At 61.9% G+C, this 1,700-nt stretch carries 3 protein-coding genes and 1 pseudogene; 3 read left to right on the top strand and 1 reads right to left on the bottom strand.

What is annotated here, in order from left to right; translation table 11 throughout:
* Window positions 1–180, bottom strand: a 180-nt coding sequence (locus NKJ76_RS32305) for a hypothetical protein (protein ID WP_352539217.1), incomplete at its 3' end; no start/stop codon positions are given.
* 11 nt (window positions 181–191) lie between these two features.
* Between NKJ76_RS32305 and NKJ76_RS32300 the strand changes: the two genes are divergently transcribed.
* The 3 genes and pseudogenes from NKJ76_RS32300 to NKJ76_RS32290 all read left to right on the top strand — a co-directional run.
* On the top strand, window positions 192–800 hold the full coding sequence (locus NKJ76_RS32300) for a hypothetical protein (RefSeq protein ID WP_023696785.1): 609 nt from the start codon (window positions 192–194) through the stop codon (window positions 798–800).
* Entirely contained in the window at window positions 797–1,189 is a 393-nt protein-coding gene (locus NKJ76_RS32295; RefSeq protein ID WP_023702904.1) for a phage holin family protein, read from the top strand. Before NKJ76_RS32300 ends, NKJ76_RS32295 begins: the two co-directional genes overlap by 4 nt.
* Window positions 1,186–1,700 (top strand): annotated as a pseudogene (locus NKJ76_RS32290) (hypothetical protein); the annotation flags it as partial. The gene NKJ76_RS32295 and the pseudogene NKJ76_RS32290, both read left to right, overlap by 4 nt.

Genomic DNA, 1,700 nt, shown 5'->3' with positions numbered 1-1,700 from the left:
TGACTGGGTGCGTGCCTGACGAAGCTCTTCGTTTCGGCTGAGATAAATGCTCTCACTTACGGAACATCGCAGGTTCGTCGAAGTTGGAAAGCTACGGAGGACGTGCACATGAACAGTGTCATCTATCTTATCGGCCTTATCGTTGTCGTGCTCGCGGTCCTCTCCTTCCTCGGTTTTCACTAGGTGGCCTCATGCAGCATGAGAACGATCAGGGCGGACAGCCCACCGATTTCGACAAGGCGAAAAGCGACGTCTCCGACAGACTTCGCCAGGAAAATGAGCGTGCCAGCGAGTTGCTTCACGACGCGCGGGACGAGGTGACCCGTAAGGCTGGCGACTATGCATCTGAAGCCACGCAGGTCATCTCCGACAAGGCGGAGGAGGCGCAGCGCGACATCGGATCGAGCTTGGCGGCGTTGGGTGGTGCACTGCGAGCCGCCAGCGATCACCTTGCCAGCAACGATGAAAGGAACGCATCGAAGTTCGCTTTGGATGCTGCCAGTGGCCTTGAGCGGCTTTCATCGTCCTTGAAACAGAAGCCCTTTAGCCAAGTCCTTGATGACGTGCAGTCCTTCGGCCGGCAAAATCCCGGTGTCCTGCTTGCGGGATCGGTGTTGGCCGGATTGGCTCTCGGGCGGTTCATCAAGGCTTCTCCGCCGGCAACGCCCGATTCTGAGGCCGCTCCGGGAGGCCTCAGATCACACACCGATCAGCCACAGGGTTGGTCCGCTGATCGTCCACAAGATTTTGGCGTGGTCGGCGATGATGGGGCCACGCAGATCGCGGAGCAGGACAGATGAACACCCAGGACAATCCCAGCCTTGCCGGGCTAGTCACCGATTTGGCCCAGAATGTCACCACTCTGGTGCAAACCGAGGCGAGGCTGTTTCGGGCCGAGCTCTCTGAAAAGCTTACCAAAGCCGGAGCAGGTGCCGCGGAAGTGCTGGGCGGCGCGATTTGCCTGCTCGCCGCGCTCTTGGTGTTGCTGCAGGCGCTCATTATCGCGCTGACGCGGGCAGGGCTTGGCGCGGGGTGGTCTTCCCTGCTGGTCGGTGTGGTCGTGGCGGTCCTCGGCGTCATCCTGCTGCGGACCGGGACGGCCAGCATGGCGCCTTCGGAACTTACCCCCGACCGGACCCAGGGACAGCTCAAGCGCGACGCGAGCGCGATTAAGGAACAGGTGAGATGAACGAGAAATCCGCAGCCGAACTTGAACGCGAGGCCGAGGCTGCTCGCGCTCGGGTGATGGAGACCGCCGAATCCATTCGAGGCAAGATGACGCCTGGACAATTGCTGGATGAGTTCACCGGGCTGTTCTCGGGAGGGGAGAGCGCGGCCATGCTCAGCAATCTCAGAACGCAGGTCCGAGACAATCCTTTGCCGGTCACCATGGTGGGCGCAGGTCTGGCCTGGCTGATGTTCGGCAGCGGTACCTCAAACACCGCCCACCGTTCGGCTGGCTATCCATTGCCTTCAGCGCCGGGACGACATGATGTAGCAGGGGAGCGCGGCGGCTTGGGCGGCACGCTCTCCGATGCCGCGGAATCGCTCTCCTCGAGCGCTGCCAGCGTCGGCGACACCATATCGAGCACCGCAAGAGCCGCTGCGGCGGGTCTGACGGGAAGCGCTGCCAATGCAAGCTCGACGACTGGGGACATGGCGGCGAAAGCCAGCCGCTCCGCGCAAGATCTGTTGGAGGA

Source organism: Mesorhizobium sp. M0029 (assembly GCF_040323735.1).
Classification (GTDB): Bacteria; Pseudomonadota; Alphaproteobacteria; order Rhizobiales; family Rhizobiaceae; genus Mesorhizobium.
Note: the sequence above shows the minus strand (reverse complement) of the source record. Positions and strands in the feature narration are given on the sequence as shown.